Origin of the sequence: Roseateles hydrophilus (assembly GCF_026712245.1) — a bacterium.
In the GTDB taxonomy this organism is placed as follows: Bacteria; Pseudomonadota; Gammaproteobacteria; order Burkholderiales; family Burkholderiaceae_C; genus Pelomonas; species Pelomonas hydrophilus.
Window position 1 is genome coordinate 533,182 of record NZ_JAPPUY010000004.1, and the last position, 18,024, is coordinate 551,205.

At 70.2% G+C, this 18,024-nt stretch carries 17 protein-coding genes and 1 riboswitch; of the genes, 6 read left to right on the top strand and 11 right to left on the bottom strand.

What is annotated here, in order from left to right:
- Positions 1–57: 57 nt before the first annotated feature.
- Positions 58–1,671 (bottom strand): gamma-glutamyltransferase family protein, encoded by a 1,614-nt coding sequence (locus NYO99_RS17435; RefSeq protein ID WP_268168523.1) that lies wholly within the window; start codon positions 1,669–1,671, stop codon positions 58–60.
- Between the two features lie 122 nt (positions 1,672–1,793).
- On the opposite strand from NYO99_RS17435, the gene NYO99_RS17440 reads away from it, so the two are divergent.
- Positions 1,794–2,138, top strand: a complete 345-nt coding sequence (locus NYO99_RS17440) for a hypothetical protein (RefSeq protein WP_268168524.1) — start codon at positions 1,794–1,796, stop codon at positions 2,136–2,138.
- Positions 2,139–2,294: 156 nt separating this feature from the next.
- Complete coding sequence (locus NYO99_RS17445) at positions 2,295–3,203, top strand: choice-of-anchor A family protein (RefSeq protein WP_268168525.1); 909 nt, start codon at positions 2,295–2,297, stop codon at positions 3,201–3,203.
- 3 nt (positions 3,204–3,206) lie between these two features.
- Here NYO99_RS17445 and NYO99_RS17450 read toward each other — a convergent pair whose 3' ends face one another.
- From NYO99_RS17450 to NYO99_RS17460, 3 genes are read right to left on the bottom strand one after another with little or no spacing between them, the layout of a single operon-like run.
- Positions 3,207–4,223: a S49 family peptidase gene (locus NYO99_RS17450; RefSeq protein WP_268168526.1), complete on the bottom strand. Its 1,017-nt coding sequence runs from the start codon at positions 4,221–4,223 to the stop codon at positions 3,207–3,209.
- A gap of 1 nt (position 4,224) precedes the next feature.
- Positions 4,225–4,611: a Rieske (2Fe-2S) protein gene (locus NYO99_RS17455; RefSeq protein ID WP_268168527.1), complete on the bottom strand. Its 387-nt coding sequence runs from the start codon at positions 4,609–4,611 to the stop codon at positions 4,225–4,227.
- The gene (locus NYO99_RS17460; RefSeq protein WP_268168528.1) at positions 4,604–5,269 is read right to left on the bottom strand and encodes an HAD family hydrolase; all 666 of its coding nucleotides are present in this window, start codon (positions 5,267–5,269) and stop codon (positions 4,604–4,606) included. Before NYO99_RS17460 ends, NYO99_RS17455 begins: the two co-directional genes overlap by 8 nt.
- A 53-nt stretch (positions 5,270–5,322) precedes the next feature.
- Positions 5,323–5,499: riboswitch (yybP-ykoY riboswitch) on the top strand.
- Between the two features lie 3 nt (positions 5,500–5,502).
- On the opposite strand from NYO99_RS17460, the gene NYO99_RS17465 reads away from it, so the two are divergent.
- Complete coding sequence (locus NYO99_RS17465; protein WP_268168529.1) at positions 5,503–6,075, top strand: TMEM165/GDT1 family protein; 573 nt, start codon at positions 5,503–5,505, stop codon at positions 6,073–6,075.
- A gap of 16 nt (positions 6,076–6,091) precedes the next feature.
- Here the strand turns inward: NYO99_RS17465 and NYO99_RS17470 are convergent, their stop codons facing one another.
- Positions 6,092–7,087, bottom strand: coding sequence for an RluA family pseudouridine synthase (locus NYO99_RS17470; protein WP_422395516.1), 996 nt, complete (start codon positions 7,085–7,087; stop codon positions 6,092–6,094).
- 580 nt (positions 7,088–7,667) lie between these two features.
- Here NYO99_RS17470 and NYO99_RS17475 point away from each other — a divergent pair.
- From NYO99_RS17475 to NYO99_RS17485, 3 genes are all read left to right on the top strand, one after another.
- Positions 7,668–10,568, top strand: coding sequence for an Rne/Rng family ribonuclease (locus NYO99_RS17475; RefSeq protein WP_268168530.1), 2,901 nt, complete (start codon positions 7,668–7,670; stop codon positions 10,566–10,568).
- 90 nt (positions 10,569–10,658) lie between these two features.
- Positions 10,659–12,206 (top strand): POT-type proton-dependent oligopeptide transporter, encoded by a 1,548-nt coding sequence (locus NYO99_RS17480; RefSeq protein ID WP_268168531.1) that lies wholly within the window; start codon positions 10,659–10,661, stop codon positions 12,204–12,206.
- A 114-nt stretch (positions 12,207–12,320) separates the two neighbouring features.
- On the top strand, positions 12,321–14,003 hold the full coding sequence (locus NYO99_RS17485; protein ID WP_268168532.1) for a hypothetical protein: 1,683 nt from the start codon (positions 12,321–12,323) through the stop codon (positions 14,001–14,003).
- An 11-nt stretch (positions 14,004–14,014) separates the two neighbouring features.
- Here NYO99_RS17485 and acpS read toward each other — a convergent pair whose 3' ends face one another.
- From acpS to rnc, 6 genes are read right to left on the bottom strand one after another with little or no spacing between them, the layout of a single operon-like run.
- A complete protein-coding gene (gene acpS, locus NYO99_RS17490; RefSeq protein ID WP_268168533.1) occupies positions 14,015–14,410 on the bottom strand; it encodes a holo-ACP synthase in 396 nt (131 codons plus the stop codon).
- Positions 14,407–14,901, bottom strand: coding sequence for a GNAT family N-acetyltransferase (locus tag NYO99_RS17495; protein ID WP_268168534.1), 495 nt, complete (start codon positions 14,899–14,901; stop codon positions 14,407–14,409). Before NYO99_RS17495 ends, acpS begins: the two co-directional genes overlap by 4 nt.
- Positions 14,898–15,665 carry a pyridoxine 5'-phosphate synthase gene (locus NYO99_RS17500; protein ID WP_268168535.1) on the bottom strand — a complete coding sequence of 256 codons (768 nt, stop codon included), beginning with the start codon at positions 15,663–15,665 and terminating at the stop codon, positions 14,898–14,900. The genes NYO99_RS17495 and NYO99_RS17500 overlap by 4 nt, the downstream gene beginning before the upstream one ends.
- Before the next feature lies 1 nt (position 15,666).
- Positions 15,667–16,419, bottom strand: a complete 753-nt coding sequence (gene recO, locus NYO99_RS17505; RefSeq protein WP_268168536.1) for a DNA repair protein RecO — start codon at positions 16,417–16,419, stop codon at positions 15,667–15,669.
- Between the two features lie 3 nt (positions 16,420–16,422).
- On the bottom strand, positions 16,423–17,334 hold the full coding sequence (gene era, locus NYO99_RS17510) for a GTPase Era (RefSeq protein ID WP_268168537.1): 912 nt from the start codon (positions 17,332–17,334) through the stop codon (positions 16,423–16,425).
- Entirely contained in the window at positions 17,331–18,023 is a 693-nt protein-coding gene (rnc, locus tag NYO99_RS17515; RefSeq protein ID WP_268168538.1) for a ribonuclease III, read from the bottom strand. Before rnc ends, era begins: the two co-directional genes overlap by 4 nt.
- Position 18,024 lies beyond the last annotated feature (1 nt).

Sequence of the window (18,024 nt, forward strand, 5' to 3'; positions counted from 1 at the left end):
TGCTAGCAGCGTGGTCAGGCGCCAGCTGTCGCACGCGCGAAGCTCGCGGCGCCCGGCCTACCACCCCACCGCTGCACCGTCACGGCGCGGGTCGCTGGCCGCCACATAGCCTGCCGTGCCCGGGTCGCCCAGCCGCCAGATGAACTGGCCCGCTCCGAAGTCCTGGTAGCTGTCGTGGATGTCGCCGACCTGGTGGCCGCGATCGCTCAGACCCTGGATGGTGGCCGCAGGCATGTGCGGCTCCACGTTGATGGACAGGCCCTCGTTGAAACGCCAGCGCGGCGCATCGCAGGCCGCCTGCGGGTTCTGGCCGTAGCTCAGCATGCGCACCAGCGTCTGCATGTGGCCCTGAGGCTGCATGTTGCCGCCCATGACGCCGAAGCTCATGACGGGGGCGCCGTCCTTCGTCAGGAACGCGGGGATGATGGTGTGGAACGGCCGCTTGCCCGGGGCTACTTGATTGGGATGGCCCGCCTCCAGCGTGAAGCAGTGGCCACGGTTCTGCAGGCTCACGCCATAACCAGGCAACACCAGGCCCGAGCCGAAGCCCATGTAGTTGCTCTGGATGAAGCTCACCATCATCCCGGACTCGTCGGCCGCCGTCAGGTAGATGGTGCCGCCCTTGACGGGGTTGCCGGCGCCGAAGACCTGCGCCCGCGTGGGATCGATGAGCTTGGCGCGCTGCGCGAGGTAGTCGTCATCCAGCAGCTGCGCCGGGCTGACCGTCATCGCGCCGGGCTCGGCGACGAAGCGGTAGACATCGGCAAAGGCCAGCTTCATCGCCTCGATCATCAGGTGCTGCGCCTCGGGGCTGTCCACCGCGTGGTCGGTCACGCGGCAACGGGCCAGCAGGCCCAGCGCCATCTGCGCTGCGATGCCCTGGCCGTTGGGCGGGATCTCGTGCAGCGTGTGACCCGCAAAGTCCTTGGCCAGCGGCGTGACCCACTCGGGCCGGTAGGCGGCCAGGTCGGCCTCGGTCAGCGCCCCGCCGTTGTCACGCGCGAAGCGGGCCAGCGCTTGCGCGATCTCGCCCCGGTAGAAGGCCTCGCCGCGGGTCTCGGCGATGAGGCGCAGGCTGCGCGCAGCCTCGGCGAAGCGGAACAGTTCCCCAACGGCCGGGGCCCGGCCGTGCGGCAGAAACGCCTGCGCGAAACCGGGCTGCCCAGTGAGCTCGGGCAGGGCCGCCGCCATCGCCCACTTGCCGGCCACGATGGGCGGCACGGCGTAGCCGCGCTCGGCGATCTCGATGGCGGGCTGCATCAGGTCGGCAAACGGCAGCCGGCCGAAGCGCTCGCTGAGCGCCACCCAGCCACCCACGGCGCCCGGCACCGTCACCGAGCCCCAGCCGCGCCGGGGCATGACCTGACCCTCGAAGAAGCCCGGCGTCCAGGCCGCCGGAGCCGGGCCCGAGGCGTTCAGGCCGTGCAACTGCCGGCCGTCCCACAGGATGCAGAACGCGTCCGAGCCCAGGCCGTTGCTGCAGGGCTCCACCAGCGTCATGCAGGCGGCCGTGGCGATGGCTGCGTCCACCGCGTTGCCCCCCTGGCGCATCACCTGCAGGCCGGCCTGCGCCGCCAGCGGATGCGAGGTGGACACGATGTTGCGCGCGAACAAGGGGCTGCGCTGGCTGAGATAGCCGGTGCGCCAGTCAAAGCGGTGCGGGGTAGTCATGACCCGGATTCTGCGCGGGGTGTAAGGCTTTGCAACGCCGTCAACGTGCGGCGCCGAGGGGTCGTTGTGGTCACAAGCTTTCGCGAAGCCGAATCCCCCGAAACCTTCCCAGGAGCACTTTGATGAACACGCTGAAGACCACCATCGCCACCGCCCTCATCACGCTCGCCTCGGGCGTTGCCATGGCCCAGGCCGCCGCGACAGCCACCACTGCGGCCACACCGGCCCCCACCGCAACGCCGGCTGCCACGCCCGCCGCGACCGCGACTGCGACTGCCCCCACCGCCGCCCCTACCGCAGCACCCGCTGCCAAGACGGCACCCGCCGTCGCCGCAACCGACGTGGCCGCGACGAAGCCTGCAACCGCCAAGCCGGCGGCTGCCAAGACCGACAAGGCCGCCGTCAAGAAGGCCGAGGTCGCCGCTGACGTGAAGGTCGCCGCCAAGCCCGACACCAAGACGCCGTAAGCGCAAACGCGCTCGGCGCAGGCCGCAGCCCTCACCGGCTGCGGCCTTTTTCGTGATGGAGTGCCAGGGTGGGTCGTGAACTGCGTCGCGAAACGCATCGGCCACCCCCGCGTCGAGGCGTGACGCGATCGCGGGCCGCTTCCTAGACTGCCGGCCATGCATTTCCTGACCCGCCTGCTCGCCCTCACCGCCCTCTCGGCCGCGGCCGCCGCCCATGCTGCGCCGATCAACCTTGGCCTGGACCCCAGCCTCAATCTGCTGGCCTTCGGCCACATGAGCGTGGCCAGCAGCGACGTGGAAGGCCGCGTGGCCGTGGGGGGCAATGCCAGCATCAACGGCTACTCGATCAACACCAAGACCGGCGCCGCCGCGCTGTATGCCGGCACCGGCCTGGTGGTGGGCGGCAACCTCAGCTTCACCAACGGCACCATCTGGGGCGGCGCCACCGTGGGCGGCCAGTACACGCCCAGCAGCAGCGGCAACCTGATGGGCACGCCCGCCACCGGCGAGGGCTTCGCCTTCGCCACCGAGCAGCAGCGGCTCACGGCGCTGTCGCAATCGCTGGATGCCCGCGCCAACACCGGCTCGGCCGTCAACCAATGGGGCACGCTGCACTTCGACGCTGCCGGGCAGATGCTGGCCGTGTTCGACATCCTGGCCGCCGACGCCGCCCGCAATCTGCAGATCGACAACCTCGCCGACGGCGCGCAGGTCCTCATCAACATCCACGGCAGCAGCGTGGACTTCGGCAACCACGGGTATACCGGCTTCAACAAGGGTCAGGTCTTGTTCAACCTGCCGGACGCCACGCAGGTCATCCTCAACGGCGGCATCAACGCATCACTGCTGGCCACGCGGGCCAGCGTCGCGCAGGGCTGGGGCCAGATCAACGGCCAGGTGATCGTGAAGGACTGGAACAGCAGCGTGCAGGTCAATGACGCGCCGCTGCGTGTGCCGACCCCGCCGGTCTCGGGCTCGACGCAGCAACTGCCCGAGCCGGCCTCGCTGCTGCTCGCCGGCTTGGCGCTGGCGGCTGCAGGCCTGGCCCGTCGCCGCGCCCTCTGAGCCTCAGCGGATGGGCGCGACCTCGCGCAGCGCCCGCACCGCGCCCGCGCCCACGCTGGCACCGAAGCGCTTGACCAGCCGCTCGGCGACGTTGTCGCGCGGCGTGTAGTCAATCACCTCCTCGGCCTTGACGACCTCGCGGGCCACATGGTCGAGGTTGCCGTAGTCGTCGGCCAGCCCCATGGCCACCGCCTGCTCGCCGTTCCAGAACAGGCCGGAGAAGGTTTCCGGCGTTTCCTTGAGCCGCTTGCCACGGCCGTCACGAACGACCGTGATGAACTGATGGTGGATCTGATCCAGCATGGCCTGGGCATAGGCCTGCTGGCGCGGGTTGACGGGGCTGAACGGGTCCAGCATGCCCTTGTTGTCACCCGCTGTCAGCAGCCGGCGCTCGACGCCCAGCTTGCTCATCAGCCCGGTGAAGCCGAAGCCGTCCATCAGCACGCCGATGGAGCCCACCACCGAGGCCTTGTCCACGTAGATCTCGTCGGCCGCCGCGGCAATGTAGTAGGCGCCCGAGGCGCAGATCTCCTCGACCACGGCGTACACCGGCTTGCCGTGCAGCTTCTTCAGCCGCTTGATCTCGTCATGCACGATGCCGGCCTGCACCGGGCTGCCGCCAGGCGAGTTGATGCGCAGCACGACGGCCTGCGCGGCCTCGTCCTTGAAGGCATCCTTCAGTGCCGCGAGCAGCAGTTCTGCGCTGGCCTCGGTGTCCACGGCGATCTCGCCGCGCACCTCCACCAGCGCCGTGTGCGGCACGGTCGTCGGCGTCACATGCCGGCCCTGCTGCCACAGGCTGTAGACCAGCAGCGCCGCCAGCCCCAGCCAGAACAGCCGGAACACCGTGCGCCAGCGCCGCTCCAGCCGCCGCTCGCGCAGGAAGTCGCGCGCCAGTTGCGCCAGCAGCACCTCGTTGGGCGTCGCGGCGGGCGCCGCCGCCGTGGCGGCCGGCGCGGCGGGGACGCCGACCGGCTCGGGCATCGGGGGCGGCAGGGTGTCGTCGGAGGAGCTGCTCATCTCAGTCTTCAAAAGCGGGTTGGGTGTCGCGCGTGGGGTGCCAGTAGACCTCACCCTCGCGCTCCGTCAGTTCGATCTTGGTCAAGCGGCCGCGCTGGCAGGGGCCTATCACGCAGTGGCCCGTCAGCGGCTCGTAGGCCGCGCCGTGGATGCTGCACATGATGTAGCGGCGGTCGCGGTCCAGGAACTCACCCTCCTGCCAGTCCATCTCGGTCGGCACGTGGGCGCAGCGGTTCAGGTACGCCACCGCCTGGCCCTCGTAGCGCAGTGCGAAGGCACGCACCGGCTCGCGCCACTGGATGACGTCGAAGCTCACCGCCTTGCCGCGCTCGGCCAGATCGGCTGAGGCGCACAGGCGCTGCAGCGGCCGTGGATCAGACTCAGGCATGCGTGATCAGCCAGTCATGCAGTTCGCGCGTCGAGTGGGCCACGAACAGCGGGTTGTGCGCGGCGAAGGTCTCGTGATCATGCGCACCGAAGCTCACGCCCACGCTCGCCACGCCGGCGTTCTGGGCCAGCAGCAGGTCATGCGTGGTGTCGCCGATCATCAGCGTGCGCTCGGGCTCCACGCCGAACTCGCGCATCAGTTCCAGCAGCATCTGCGGATGCGGCTTGGAGCGCGTCTCGTCGGCGGTGCGGGTTGCGTCGAACATGCGGGTCAGCTCGGCATGCGCCAGCACGCGGTCCAGGCCCACGCGGTTCTTGCCGGTGGCCACGGCCAGCCAGTGGTGGCGCGCCTTCAGCGCCTGCAGCATGGCCAGGCTGCCGTCGAACAGCGTCACATCGTTCTCGGACGCCAGGTAGTGGTGGCGGTAGCGCAGGCCCAACTCCTGGTAGCGCTCGGCCGGCAGGTTGGGCACCACATGCTCCAGCGCATCGCGCAGGCCCAGGCCGATGACGTACTTGGCACGCTCGAACTCCGGCTCGGGCAGGCCGATGTCCACCGCCGCGCGCTGGATGCTGCGCGCGATCAGCGCGGTGGAGTCGAACAGGGTGCCGTCCCAGTCAAAGGCGATCAGGTCGAAGCGTTGGGGTCGCATGCTCATGGCCGCATTGTCGGCGCAGCCCGCGAGCCTTCACGCGGCGCGCCTAGAATGCGCCCCTCGTCATTGGGGAGTAGCCGTCCTGCGCCTGCAGGAGCCTGCGTCAACACACTTGGCTCGATGGGCCATGGCGCAGGCAGCTCCAACAGCCTGGCAAGACCTTTGACCGCACTGCCTCCGGGAAGGGCCGGGAGGCGCGCGGTCGTTGGTTTCCGTTCGGCCCTTTGGAGATTGTTTTGGAAGCATTCCTCGTGTCCACGGGCGTCGTCGCGCTCGGTGAAATGGGCGACAAGACGCAGTTGCTGGCCATGGTGCTGGCCGCCACCTTCCGCCGTCCGCTGCCCATCCTGCTGGGCATCTTCGTGGCCACCGTGCTCAACCACGCCGCCGCCGGCCTGCTGGGCGGCTGGGTGGCCCAGGCGCTGGGGCCGGACGCGCTGCGCTGGGTCGTCGGCCTGTCTTTCATCGCAATGGCCGGCTGGATGCTGATCCCCGACAAGCTGGATGACGACGAGGCCCAGCGCGGCCGGCGCTTCGGCGTGTTCGGCACGACCGTGATCGCCTTCTTCCTCGCGGAGATGGGCGACAAGACCCAGATCGCCACCGTCGCGCTGGCGGCCCGCTACACCGAGGTGGTGCAGGTGGTGCTGGGCACCACGCTAGGCATGATGCTGGCGAACGCGCCCGCCGTCTTCCTGGGCGACCGCATCGCCAAGCGCGTCTCCATGCCGCTGGTCCATGGCATCGCGGCGGCCATCTTCGCGGTGCTGGGCGTGCTGACGCTGCTCAACGTCGGGCAGGTGTTCTGACCCTCGCGCCTGCGAGTCAGGCGGTCAGCACGGCTTGGCAGTCTGCCGGCAAAGGCGCTTCGCAGGTCACCGTCTCACCGGTGGCCGGATGCTGGAAAGTCAGCCGTCGTGCATGCAGGAACATGCGGTCGAACTTGGCCGCCCCGCGGGCCAGCTCGCGGTTCTTGTCGAAGTCGCCGTACTTCGGGTCGCCCACGATGGCGTGGCCGGCCTGCTGCAGGTGCACGCGGATCTGGTGCGTGCGGCCGGTCTTGATGGTCACGTCCAGCAGGCTGAAGCGCGGCGTCTTCTGCATGACCTTGACGAGGCTGATGGACCGCTTGGCGTCGGGCTCGTCGGCCTTGCCGGGGCGCACCCAGCGCTCGCCGTCGCTGCCGATGAACTTCACCAGCGGCACGTCGATGACCTTGAGCTTGGCCGGCCACTCGCCCCACACCAAGGCGGCATAGGTCTTGCCGGTCTCTCGCTCGCGCAACTGATCCTGCAGGTTCACGAGTGCGCTGCGCTTCTTGGCGATCATCAGCAGGCCCGAGGTCTCCTTGTCCAGCCGGTGCACGAGTTCCAGGAACTTGGCCGTTGGCCGCGCGCGGCGCAGCGCCTCGATGACGCCGTAGCTGACGCCCGAGCCGCCGTGCACGGCCACGCCGGCCGGCTTGTCGATGACCAGCAGGTGCTCATCCTCGAACACCACCGGGAACTCTCGCGCCGGCACCGCGGGCGCCTCGGCCTTCTCCGGCACGCGCACCGGCGGGATGCGCACCTCGTCGCCGAGTTCCAGCCGCGTGTCGGCCTGCGCACGGCCCTTGTTCACGCGCACCTCACCGGCGCGGATGACGCGGTAGACATGCGTCTTGGGCACGCCTTTGAGCTCGCGCAGCAGAAAATTGTCCAGCCGCTGGCCGGCCGACCCCTCGTCCACAAGCACCCGCCTGACCACGGGTTTGTCCGTACCCTGGGCGGCTGTCAACCCCGTGGCCGGGGCCGCAGGGCCTGCCCCTATAATCCTTTTCACCACGTTGCTGCCGTAAGTGTTTGATTTTTTTGATTTTAGCGGCGACAACGCGGGGCCCGGCGGGTTTGCCCACGGGCCACACACAGGCGATGCAACGCATCCTGAAGCCGGCAGGCAGCTTCCCCAAGTGAAGCGGCGGTCGGCGGCGCGGTGCGGCAGAGCGATGACACACGGAACCCTCCGGCCCCTCCACCAGGGCCCGGTGGCCAAACAAGGTTTTCACGGCGTGAGAGCGCGCGGTTCGCACCGCAACAGCTCGCGCCAGCGTCCAGCCCTCCTTCGCGGATGAGCCCTTCCCTCCCCCTCCCGCTGCGCCCCGCCGCGCGACCCCAGCCAGAAGCTGCGGTGGTCGTGCGCTCCGGCGCGCCTGCATGCGGCCGGGTCGAGACAGGGCACACCCGAGAGGTGGTGGCACGGTCGCATGCGCCAACGCCGCTCGGCGTCTGACCTCCGTCAGAAACCCGAGCGGTCCAGGGCACTCCTTCCACGGTTCCACGCTGTCGCTCGTGCGTCTTGAACGCCACCTCCGGGTGGCATGACGTGGCGCGCTCCCACACGGGGCGCGCGAAGGAGTGATGACATGAAACGCATGCTGATCAACGCGACGCAGCCGGAAGAACGGCGCCTCGCGATCGTTGACGGGCAAAAGCTGCTGGACTTCGAAACCGAAATCGAAGGCCGCGAACAGCGCAAGGGCAACATCTACAAGGCGGTCGTGACGCGGGTCGAGCCCTCGCTCGAAGCCTGCTTCGTGGACTACGGCGAGGACCGCCACGGCTTCCTGCCGTTCAAGGAAATCTCGCGCCAGTTCTTCCGCGAGGGCACCGACGTCAAGAACGCGACCATCAAGGACGCGATCAAGGAGGGCCAGGAACTGCTGGTCCAGGTCGAGAAGGAAGAGCGCGGCAACAAGGGCGCGGCGCTGACGACCTTCATCTCGCTGGCCGGCCGCTACCTGGTGCTGATGCCCAACAACCCGCGCGGCGGTGGCGTGAGCCGCCGCATCGAGGGCGAGGACCGCGAAGAGCTGAAGGAGAACCTCGACCAGCTCGAGTACCCCAAGGGCATGAGCCTGATCGCCCGCACCGCTGGCATCGGCCGTTCCGCTGCAGAACTGCAGTGGGACCTGAACTACATGCTCAAGCTGTGGTCTGCCATCGACGAGGCGGCCAAGGGCGGCAAGGGTGCCTACCTGATCTACCAGGAGTCCAGCCTGGTGATCCGCGCGATCCGCGACTACTTCACCGCCGACATCGGCGAGATCCTGATCGACACGGACGACCTGTTCGAGCAGGCCCACCAGTTCATGAACCACGTGATGCCCGACCAGGGCCATCGCGTGAAGCGCTACCGCGATGACGCGCCGCTGTTCAGCCGCTTCCAGATCGAGCACCAGATCGAGACGGCCCACAGCCGCACGGTGAACCTGCCCTCGGGCGGCGCCATCGTCATCGACCACACCGAAGCGCTGGTGTCCGTCGACGTGAACTCGGCGCGCGCCACCCGTGGCGGCGACATCGAGGAAACCGCGACCCGCACCAACCTCGAAGCGGCCGATGAGATCGCCCGCCAGATGCGTCTGCGCGACCTGGGCGGCCTGATCGTCGTCGACTTCATCGACATGGAGGAGAGCAAGAACCGCCGTGACGTGGAACAGCGCCTGCGCGATGCGCTGCGCAACGACCGCGCCCGCGTGCAGTTCGCCTCCATCAGCAAGTTCGGCCTGCTGGAAATGAGCCGCCAGCGCCTGCGCCCGGCGCTGTCCGAAGGCAACCACATCACCTGCCCGCGCTGCAACGGCACCGGCCACATCCGCGACACCGAGTCCTCGGCACTGCAGATCCTGCGCATGGTCCAGGAAGAGGCGATGAAGGACAACACCGCCGCCGTGCACGTGCAGGTGCCGGTGGAGGTCACGTCCTTCCTGCTGAACGAGAAGCGCACCGAGATCACCAAGATCGAACTGAAGCAGCGCGTGACCGTGCTGCTGGTGCCCAACAAGCACCTCGAGACGCCGAACTACAAGCTGGAGCGCCTGCGCCACGACGACCCGCGCCTGGAGAACCTGCAGGCCAGCTACACGATGATCGAGGAGCCGACCGACGAGGTGGGCATCACGCGTCGTGGCGACGTCGAGAAGAAGAACAAGCAGGAGCCGGTGATCAAGGGCATCCTGCCCGAGCAGCCGGCGCCCGTGGCCGCACCGGCCCCGGTCGTGGCACCGCCGCCGCCGGCACCGGCACCGGCGCCCGTTGTGGCCGCCCCGGCGCCCAAGGGCTTCTTCAGCCGCCTGTTCAGTTTCTTCAGCGGTGGCGACACCGCCGCCCCGGCGCCTGCACCGGTGGTCGAAGCGCCGGCACCGGCCGCTGCCACCACGGGCGACAAGCCCAAACGTGAAGGTGGCCGCGATGGCCGCCGCGACGGCCGCCGTGGTGACCGTGGCGAGCGTGGTGAGCGCGGCCAGGGTGGCCGCCGCGACGGCAAGCCGCAGGAAGCCCGTGGCGAGCGCGCTGAGCGCGGCGACCGTCCGGAGCGTGGTGATCGCAAGCCGCGCACCGAAGGCGGCGACAAGCCCGAACAGCAGCAGCGTGCCGAGCGCGGCGAGCGCCAGGAACGTGGCGAGCGCGGTGAACGCGGTGAGCGTGGCGAACGCCGCCCGCGCGGCGAGCGCCAGGACAAGGCACCGGTCGAGGCCGCGCTGCCCGTGGCCGCGCCGCTGACCGACGAGCAGGCCGCCCTGCATGACGCGCCGCCCGCCTTCGTCGACAGCCAGGCCGAAGCTGGCCTGCCGCCCACCGGCGACACGCCGGCTGGCGAGGAGCGCCAGGGCCGCGGCCGCCGCCGCCGCCGTGGTGGCCGCGACCGCGGTGACGAGCAGGCCACGAACGTCGAAGGCAGCGTGGACGCCGGCGCCGAGGTGCCGGCCGAAGCCGCCAGCCCGGTCGAGTCCAGCGCCGACACCGTCGATGCGGCACCGGCCGCCGAGGGCGACGACACCGGCGAAGGCCAGGCCCGCGAAAGCCGCCGCCGCGGTGGCCGCAATCGCAACCGCAACCGCCGCGAGGAAGCTGCCGTCGACGGCCAGGAGGCCCCGGCCGCCGAGCAGGCTGCTGCCCCGGTGCAGGGCTCGCTGATCGAGACCGCTATGGCCAGCGCTGACGTTGCGCCGGCACCGGTCGCCGTGGTCGCTCCGCCGCCGCCGGCCCCCGAGCCGACGCCGGCACCGGCACCCGCACCGGTCGTCGAGGCCTTCCAGCTGCCCATGGGCGAGCTGCAGGCCATCGCCGAGCGCGCCGGTCTGCAGTGGGTCAACTCCGATGCCGACAAGATCGCTGCCGCCCAGGCCGCCATCGCGGCCGAGCCGGCCCCCGCGCCGCTGGGCCGCGAGCCGGCACCGGTCGTGATCGTCGATGAGGGCCCGCTGGTGCTCGTCGAGACGCGCAAGGACCTCAGCCAGGTGAAGCTGCCCTTCGAGGCCTGACCCTCGCCTGACCCCGGGTTCCTGACCCACCCCGAACGCCGCCGGCCACAAGCCGCGCGGCGTTTCTCTTAGCCCTCACCCCAGGCCACCATGACGACACACCACGTCAGCGCCGGCGCCGCACCCGCGGCCAAGATGCCGCCGCAGATCCCCTACATCATCGGCAACGAAGGCTGCGAGCGCTTCAGCTTCTACGGCATGCGCAACATCCTGACGGTGTTCATGATGACCAGCCTGCTGCTGGCCATCCCCGAGGAACACCGCCGCGCTGAAGCCAAGGAGGTGTTCCACAGCTTCGTCATCGGCGTGTACTTCTTCCCGCTGCTGGGCGGCTGGCTGGCCGACCGCTTCTTCGGCAAGTACCCGACCATCTTCTGGCTCAGCATCGTCTACTGCGCGGGCCACGCCTGCCTGGCGATCTTCGAGAACAACATCCGCGGCTTCTACTTCGGCTTGTTCCTGATCTCGCTGGGCTCGGGCGGCATCAAGCCGCTGGTCACCAGCTTCGTCGGCGACCAGTTCGACAAGAGCAACCGGTCGCTCGCGCAGAAGGTGTACGACGCCTTCTACTGGATCATCAACTTCGGCAGCTTCTTCGCGACGCTGCTGATGCCGGTGATGCTCAAGGAATTCGGCGCCAGCGTGGCCTTCGGCCTGCCGGGCATCCTGATGGGGCTGGCCACGCTGATCCTGTGGAGCGGCCGCAAGAAGTACGTGCACCAGCCGGCGCGCGGCGCCAACCCGCACAGCTTTCTGTGGGTGGTGTGGACGGCACTGAAGGCCGGCGGGCTGGGCATGGCCGTGGCGGCGCTGGGCCTGCTGGGCGCGGCCGCGAGCCTGAGTCGCATGGGCTCGCTGGGCATCGTGGCCTCGGTGTGCCTGGCGCTGGTGCTGGTGATGGGCTTCGGCGGCGCCGGCGCCTGGCTGCAGCTGGACCGCGCCCGCGGCCACCACCCCGACGAGGCGGTGGACGGCGTGCGCTCGGTGCTGCGCGTGCTGGTGCTGTTTGCACTCGTCACGCCGTTCTGGTCGCTGTTCGACCAGAAGGCCTCCACCTGGGTGCTGCAGGCCGACCAGATGACCAAGCCCGCGTGGTTCCAGTCCTCCATGATGCAGGCGCTGAACCCGCTGCTGGTGATGATCCTCATCCCGTTCAACAACCTGGTGCTCTACCCGCTGCTGGAGCGCGCCGGCCTGCGCGTGACGCCGCTGCGCCGCATGGGCGCGGGCATCGCGCTGGCGGGCTTGGCGTGGATTGCCGCCGGCATGCTGCAACTGTGGCTGGATGCGGGCGACGCGGTCAGCATCGTCTGGCAGGTGCTGCCCTATGCGCTGCTGACGCTGGGCGAGGTGCTGGTGTCGGCCACCGGCCTGGAGTTCGCGTACAGCCAGGCGCCGCAGTCCATGAAGGGCACCATCATGGCGTTCTGGAGCCTGTCGGTGACGGTGGGCAACCTGTGGGTGCTGCTGTCCAACGTCAGCATCAAGAGCCCGCAGGCGCTGTCGGCCATCCAGTCCACCGGCTACAGCGAGACGGCCTGCCTGATGTTCTTCTTCGCTGGCTTCGCCTTGCTGGCGGCGCTGCTGTTCGCGCTGGTGGCGCGGCGCTACCCGATGCTGAACAACTACCGCGATTGATGCCTGCGGGGTGAATTCCCCACGGGATGAACGCGTCGGGCGCCGCCTGCGCCCCCTACCATGCCGCCCGGCTGCCAGCCCGGCGGCATTTTTCTTGGCCAGCCCGACCGTGCCATGAGCGACCCTCGCCCGCACCGCCCCTACATCGACCCCACCTCGGCCGCCGCCGACCAGCAGGCCGCCCGCGCGCCCGAGCCGGTGGCGTCCTGGCAGCAGGCCTCGGCCCGCCCTCGCCCGGCTCCGGGCCAGCGCCCGCGCCCCGCCCGCGTGCCAACGGCAGCCACCGGCGGCAGCTACATCGCCCGCCACTGGGCCGGCGAGATGAGCCTGGTGCGCAGCTACTGGGTCAATCACCTGCTCGTGGCCGCGCCGCTGGCCCTGCTGCTGACCGGGCTGATGACGTGGATCAGCGTCAAGGGCGAGTCGCTGCAGGTCAGCGCCATCGCGCTGCTGGCGGTGTTGCCGCTGCTGCTGGCGCTGGATGTGTGGTGCATCGTCGGCGCCTGGCGCTCGGCCACGAACTACCTGCGCGACCAGGGCTCAGCGCTGTGGGGCTGGCTGGCGCGCATCACGCTGATCCTGGGCACGCTGCAGCTGGCCGCGTCGGTGCTGCTGGGCGTGCTGCCCAGCCTGGGCAGCTACTGGCAGATGGCGCGCGGCATCGACCCCATCGGCCACGCCACGCTGAGCCTGTCACCCGACGGCCGCAGCCTGCGCCTGGACGGCGCCATCGGCATGGGCGACGCGCGGCGCCTGCGCACGGTGCTGGAGAGCGACAGCGCCCGCGGGCTCAAGCGCGTGGAGCTGATCTCGCCCGGCGGCCGCCTGCATGAGGCGGAGCAGATGGCCGCGGCGCTGAAGGCGCGCGGGCATGACGTGCGCGCCGTCGGCACCTGCGCCAGCGCCTGCACGGTGGTGTTCCTGGCCGGCAAGTCGCGCCAGCTGACGCCGGGCGCGCGCCTGGGCTTCCACCGCGCGTCCACAGGCACCTACAACCCGGTCTTCGAAGAGTTGGCCAACCAGAAGCTCGCCGCCACCTACCGCAGCCTGGGCCTGCCGGAGACCATGATCGACCGGACGCTGGACACGCCGTCGCGCAGCATGTGGTTCGCGCCGCGCGAGGAGCTCATCGCGCACGCCCTGATCGCGCCGCTGCCGCAGACGCTGGCCATTCCGCTGCCCCCGGCGGGCAAGGCCAGCCTGCCCGACATCGACGATGCGCTGCGCCTGCACCCCGTGTGGGAGGCGCTGGACCGCCACACGCCGGGCTTCATCGACACCGTGGCCCGGCTCATGTGGGCCGCCCACCAGACCGGCGCGCCGGAGGACGACGTGCAGGCGGCCGCCCTGCCCCCGCTGGCCGAGAGGATGCCCGCGCTGATCGCCAACGCCGCGCCCCAGGCACGCCGTCGCTATGTGCAGCTGGCGGCCGACCAGCTGCGCGCCCTGAAGGGCACGCCCGCCTGCCGCAGCCTGCTGCAGGGCCATCTCGCGGTGCGCCGCCAGCTGCCGACGGCGCTGCAGATCCGCGAGACCGAGTGGCTGATGGACGCCGCCGAAGCGCCGCCCCCGCGCTGGCTGCCCAAGCCGGCCAGTGCGCTGGAGATCGAGGTGCTGGACCGCTCAGTGGGCCGCGCGGCGCTGGGCGTGCTGTCGCAGCTGTGGGCCGACACACCCGAACCCACCAGCACGGGCCCGGCCTGCGAGCCCGTCATCGCGCTGCTGGACCGCTTCGCCGGCCAGCCCCCGGCGCGCCGCGAGTTGGCGGAGCGGCTGGCCTTCCAGCCGCGGCGCTGAGCACTGCCGGGTCAGGCCTGTCGCTCGACGACGACGAAGGCGACGGCGTAGTCCTGCTCGTCGCTGACCGTCACATGGGCGCTCAGCCGCTGCGCCTTGAACCACTCGGCCAGCTCGCCGTGCAGGGCCACCTCGGGCTTGCCGCTGCGCGCCTTGACGACCTCCATGGCCCGCCAGGTCATGGGCATGCGCATGCCCATCCCGATGGCCTTGGAGAAGGCCTCCTTGGCCGCAAAGCGCGTGGCCAGGTAGGCCTCGCCGCGCGCGGCCACCTTGGCGTGGCGCTCGCGGAACACGGCCATCTCGTGCGGGCCCAGCACCTTCTCGGCAAAGCGCTCGCCACGCCGGGCCAGCGTGTCGCGGATGCGGCGGATGTCGCAGATGTCGGTGCCGATGCCGTAGATCATGGGAAGGCGATGACGTGGTTGGCGATGGCCTGGCCATCAAGCATGAACTGGGTCTGGCCGACGAGCCGGCCGCCCTCGCGGGCGTAGAAGCGCAGTGCGCCTTCGTTGCCGACCCAGACGCTGAGCCACAGGCCTTCACCGGGCCAGGTGTTGCGGGCCGCCTGCAGCAACTGCGCGCCAAGGCCACGGCCGGTGCAGGGCGGCGCGACATAGAGCCGCACCAGCTCCACCCGCGCGTCGCAGGCCGTCGGCGCCGGTGCGCCCTGCTGCAGCTGGGCAAAGCCCTGCAACGCCGCGCCCTCCTCCACCAGCCACAGCGCCTGCTGCCGGTCTGCGATGGCACGCTCGAAGGCCGCTGGCGTGAAGGACTCGGCCAGGCAGGGCAGGAAGCGCGGCTCGACGCCGCCACTGGCATAACTGTCCAGCCACACCCACTGCGCCAGCGCCGCGAGCTGCGGCGCGTCCTGCGCGCTGGCGCGGCGCAGCGTCATGTGTAGGCGGTCGCGATGACGCGCTGGTAGGCCCGCACCGTCTCGGCGTAGCCCAGCTCCAGCGCGTCGGCGATCAGTGCGTGGCCGATGGACACCTCCTGCACACCCGGCACGTGGCGCAGGAACAGGCTCAAGTTGTCGCGGTTCAGGTCGTGGCCGGCGTTCAGCCCCAAGCCCACGCTCAGCGCGGCCTGCGCGGTGGCCGTGAAGCCGTCCAGCACGGCGGCCTGGCGCTCGGTGCCAAAGGCGCTGGCGAAGGTCTCGGTGTAGAGCTCGATGCGGTCAGCGCCCAGCTCGGCCACGGCGGCCATGGCGGCGGGGTCGGGGTCCATGAACAGGCTGACGCGCACGCCGAGGTCCTGGGCCTCCTGGATCAGCGGCTTCAGGCGGGCGGCATCCTGCGGCAGTGTCCAGCCATGGTCAGAGGTGAACTGGTCTTCCGAGTCCGGCACGAACGTGACCTGGTGCGGGCGGTGCTGGCGCACGAAGTCCATCAGGTTCTGCGTCGGGTTGCCCTCGATGTTGAACTCGGCCTGGGGCCAGTCCTTGAGGAAGGCCGCCAGGTCGTCCACGTCACCCGCGCGGATGTGGCGCGCGTCGGGCCGCGGATGCACGGTGATGCCCTGCGCGCCGGCCAGCAGGCAGTGCTCGGCGGCCCGCAGCACCGACGGGATGCCGAGGTGCCGGGTGTTGCGCAGCAGCGCGACCTTGTTGACGTTGACCGACAGCGCGCAGCGAGCGCCAGCGTGGGCAAGAGGATTCATGTCAGGTGTCGAGCAGTTGTTGCACGTCGACCATCAGCGCGCGCGTGCGCAGCGGCTGGTGGCCGAGATGGTAGAGGAGCAGCCCGCGCAGCGTCGTCTTCAAGCCTTGCGGTTCGGCCGTGCAGGCCTGGCGCAGCGCGGCCATGCTGCCGTGCAGCAGCGCGGCCTGCAGCTGGATCAGCAGCGCGCCCGGCAAGCCGGCCTCGCCGCTGGGCGGGATGACGCCGGACTCCGGCGACAGCAGGTAGCGGCGCACGGGGTCAACCGCAGCCTGCGTGGGCGTGACGACGCTCAGGTCGGGCAGCAGGCCCAGCTCGGCCAGCAGCTTGAGCTCGAAGGCGCGCAGCACCTCGTCGCCCGCGGCCAGGTGCGCCAGCGTGTCGGCATAGGCATCGAACAGCGGCGCATGCGGGTCGTGCCGCGCGAGCAGCTTCAGCAGCAGCTCGTTCAGGTAGTAGCCCGAGAACAGCGCGGCGCCGGCCGGCAACGTCGCCCCGCCGCCCCACTCGGCGGTGCGCAGCGTCTGCACCTCGCCGCCCTCGGCCTTCGCTGGCTTGGACAGGCTCACCGAGATGCGCTGCAGCGGCAGCAGCACCGCGCGCAGCTGCGAGTACGGGCGCTTGGCGCCCTTGGCCGCCACGGCCACGCGGCCGGATTCGCGCGTGAACAGGTCCAGGATCAGGCTGGTCTCGCTCCAGTCGTGCTGGTGCAGCACGTAGGCCGGCTGGACCGCCGGAGGGCGCGTCAGCCGCATCCCTTACTCGTAGCCGTACGAGCGCAGATGCTCTTCGGTATCTGCCCAGCCCGAGCGCACCTTGACCCACAGCTCCAGGAACACGCGGCCGTCCATCAGGTGCTCCAGCTCCTGGCGCGACTCCGAGCCGATGCGCTTCAGGCGCTCGCCGCCCTGGCCGATGATCATGCCCTTGTGCGCGTCGCGCTCGACGACGATGCTGGCGCTGATGCGGCGCAGTTCGCCCTCGTCTTCCCATTTGTCGATGACGACGGTGGAGGTGTAGGGCAACTCGTCGCCGGTCAGGCGGAACAGCTTCTCGCGGATGATTTCGCTGGCCAGGAACTTCTCGCTGCGGTCGGTCAGCGCTTCGCCGTCGTAGAACCAGCCCTGCTCGGGCAGGTAGGGCTTGAGGATCTTGAACAGGCGCGTGACGTCGGCCTCCTTCTTGGCCGACAGCGGCACGAACTCGGCGAAGTTGCGGCGCTCCTGCATGCCCTTGAGCCACGGCGCCAGTTCGGCGCGGCGGTGCACGGCATCCAGCTTGTTGGCAATCAGCACGACCGGCTTGTCCTCGGGCAGCAGGCCCAGCACCTTGGCATCGTCCAGGCCGAAGCGGCCGGCCTCGACGACGAACAGCACCAGGTCCACGTCGGCCAGCACGCCATGCACGGTGCGGTTCAGCGTGCGGTTCAGCGCGGCGTTGTGCTTGGTCTGGAAGCCCGGCGTGTCGACGAAGACGAACTGCGCCTCGTCCACCGTGCGCACGCCGGTGATGCGGTGGCGCGTCGTCTGCGCCTTGTCGGACGTGATGCTGACCTTCTGGCCCACAAGCGCGTTCAGCAGCGTGGACTTGCCCACGTTGGGGCGGCCGACGATGGCGATGAGGCCACAGCGCTGCGGGAGGTCGGATTCAGGCTTGCTGGTCTCGGTCATGTTTTGCCTCGTTCGGCGGTAAGTCTGTCGAGCAAGCGCCGTGCGGCCTCTTGCTCGGCGGCGCGGCGCGAACGGCCCTCGCCCAGTTCAGCCACGTCCAGCGCCGGCACCGCGCACTCGACCTCGAAGGTCTGCGCATGGGCCTGGCCGCGGGTGGCCACGATGCGGTAGCTCGGCACGGCGATGCGGCGCGCCTGCAGCCATTCCTGCAAGGCGGTCTTGGCGTCCTTGCCGAAGTCGCCGGCACTGGCGGCGGTGGCGATGGTGTCGCCCAGCAACCGGCGCACGATGGCCAGTGCGGCGTCGTAGCCAGCATCCATGTAGGCCGCGCCCAGCACAGCCTCCACGGCATCGGCCAGGATGGACGGCCGCTGCGCGCCGCCGCCGCGCGCCTCGCCGTCAGACATCTTCAGCACCGCCGGCAGGCCCAGCGCCAGGCCCAGCTTGTGCAGGCTGTCCTCGCGCACCAGGTGGGCGCGCACGCGCGTCAGGTCGCCCTCGTCGGAACCGGCGTAGCGCTCGTACAGCAGGCTGGACACGGCCAGGCTGAGCACCGCGTCGCCGAGGAACTCCAGGCGTTCGTTGTGATCCGCGCCGTAGCTGCGGTGCGTCAGGGCCCGCGCGAGCAGTTCCGGGCGCTGGAAGCGGTGGCCCAGGCGGCGTTCAAGGGCATCAAGCGCGGCGTTCATG

Excerpts from the sequence above, each read along its gene's own strand:
- NYO99_RS17435 (WP_268168523.1), bottom strand. The coding sequence starts at position 1,671 with ATGACTACCCCGCACCGCTTTGACTGGCGCACCGGCTATCTCAGCCAG.
- NYO99_RS17440 (WP_268168524.1), top strand. The coding sequence starts at position 1,794 with ATGAACACGCTGAAGACCACCATCGCCACCGCCCTCATCACGCTCGCC.
- NYO99_RS17445 (WP_268168525.1), top strand. The coding sequence starts at position 2,295 with ATGCATTTCCTGACCCGCCTGCTCGCCCTCACCGCCCTCTCGGCCGCG.
- NYO99_RS17450 (WP_268168526.1), bottom strand. The coding sequence starts at position 4,223 with ATGAGCAGCTCCTCCGACGACACCCTGCCGCCCCCGATGCCCGAGCCG.
- NYO99_RS17455 (WP_268168527.1), bottom strand. The coding sequence starts at position 4,611 with ATGCCTGAGTCTGATCCACGGCCGCTGCAGCGCCTGTGCGCCTCAGCC.
- NYO99_RS17460 (WP_268168528.1), bottom strand. The coding sequence starts at position 5,269 with ATGAGCATGCGACCCCAACGCTTCGACCTGATCGCCTTTGACTGGGAC.
- NYO99_RS17475 (WP_268168530.1), top strand. The coding sequence starts at position 7,668 with ATGAAACGCATGCTGATCAACGCGACGCAGCCGGAAGAACGGCGCCTC.
- NYO99_RS17480 (WP_268168531.1), top strand. The coding sequence starts at position 10,659 with ATGACGACACACCACGTCAGCGCCGGCGCCGCACCCGCGGCCAAGATG.
- NYO99_RS17485 (WP_268168532.1), top strand. The coding sequence starts at position 12,321 with ATGAGCGACCCTCGCCCGCACCGCCCCTACATCGACCCCACCTCGGCC.
- acpS (WP_268168533.1), bottom strand. The coding sequence starts at position 14,410 with ATGATCTACGGCATCGGCACCGACATCTGCGACATCCGCCGCATCCGC.
- NYO99_RS17495 (WP_268168534.1), bottom strand. The coding sequence starts at position 14,901 with ATGACGCTGCGCCGCGCCAGCGCGCAGGACGCGCCGCAGCTCGCGGCG.
- NYO99_RS17500 (WP_268168535.1), bottom strand. The coding sequence starts at position 15,665 with ATGAATCCTCTTGCCCACGCTGGCGCTCGCTGCGCGCTGTCGGTCAAC.
- recO (WP_268168536.1), bottom strand. The coding sequence starts at position 16,419 with ATGCGGCTGACGCGCCCTCCGGCGGTCCAGCCGGCCTACGTGCTGCAC.
- era (WP_268168537.1), bottom strand. The coding sequence starts at position 17,334 with ATGACCGAGACCAGCAAGCCTGAATCCGACCTCCCGCAGCGCTGTGGC.
- rnc (WP_268168538.1), bottom strand. The coding sequence starts at position 18,023 with ATGAACGCCGCGCTTGATGCCCTTGAACGCCGCCTGGGCCACCGCTTC.